Below are 353 nucleotides of genomic sequence, written 5' to 3' on the forward strand. Positions count from 1 at the left end.
AGCGTCGCCAGTTGAGGAATGAGCTGACCTATTGGATTGATAACATTCTCCCGAATAAGGGGAAGTATCTGCGGTACATGGTTATCACCTGCGGTGAGAACGTCCGCATATATGATGACCTCAAGGCGGAGCATAGGAAATGGACACGCAAGCTCTCTGATTGCTTCCGTTGGCTCAATCAAAAATATGGTTCAAATCTGTATTTCAGGGGGACTGAGTTCACTCATAATGAGGATCATGAAACCCTTAACATGCATATGAATATCCTCTTTGATCTGCCGTATTTTGAAGGGGAACGGCTGGCAGGATTTTCTTGCTGATGTTCGTGAGAGGATGTCGTGCATTGTTAAGGA

Annotated in this window: 1 protein-coding gene; it reads left to right on the forward strand. The window is 45.3% G+C overall.

Annotation, left to right across the window (positions count from 1 at the left end):
- Nucleotides 1-320, forward strand: a 320-nt coding sequence (locus KP705_RS19740) for a hypothetical protein (RefSeq protein ID WP_215765541.1), incomplete at its 5' end; no start/stop codon positions are given.
- Nucleotides 321-353 lie beyond the last annotated feature (33 nt).

It is taken from the genome of Gluconobacter sp. P1D12_c, from assembly GCF_018812105.1.
Taxonomy (GTDB): domain Bacteria; phylum Pseudomonadota; class Alphaproteobacteria; order Acetobacterales; family Acetobacteraceae; genus Gluconobacter; species Gluconobacter oxydans_A.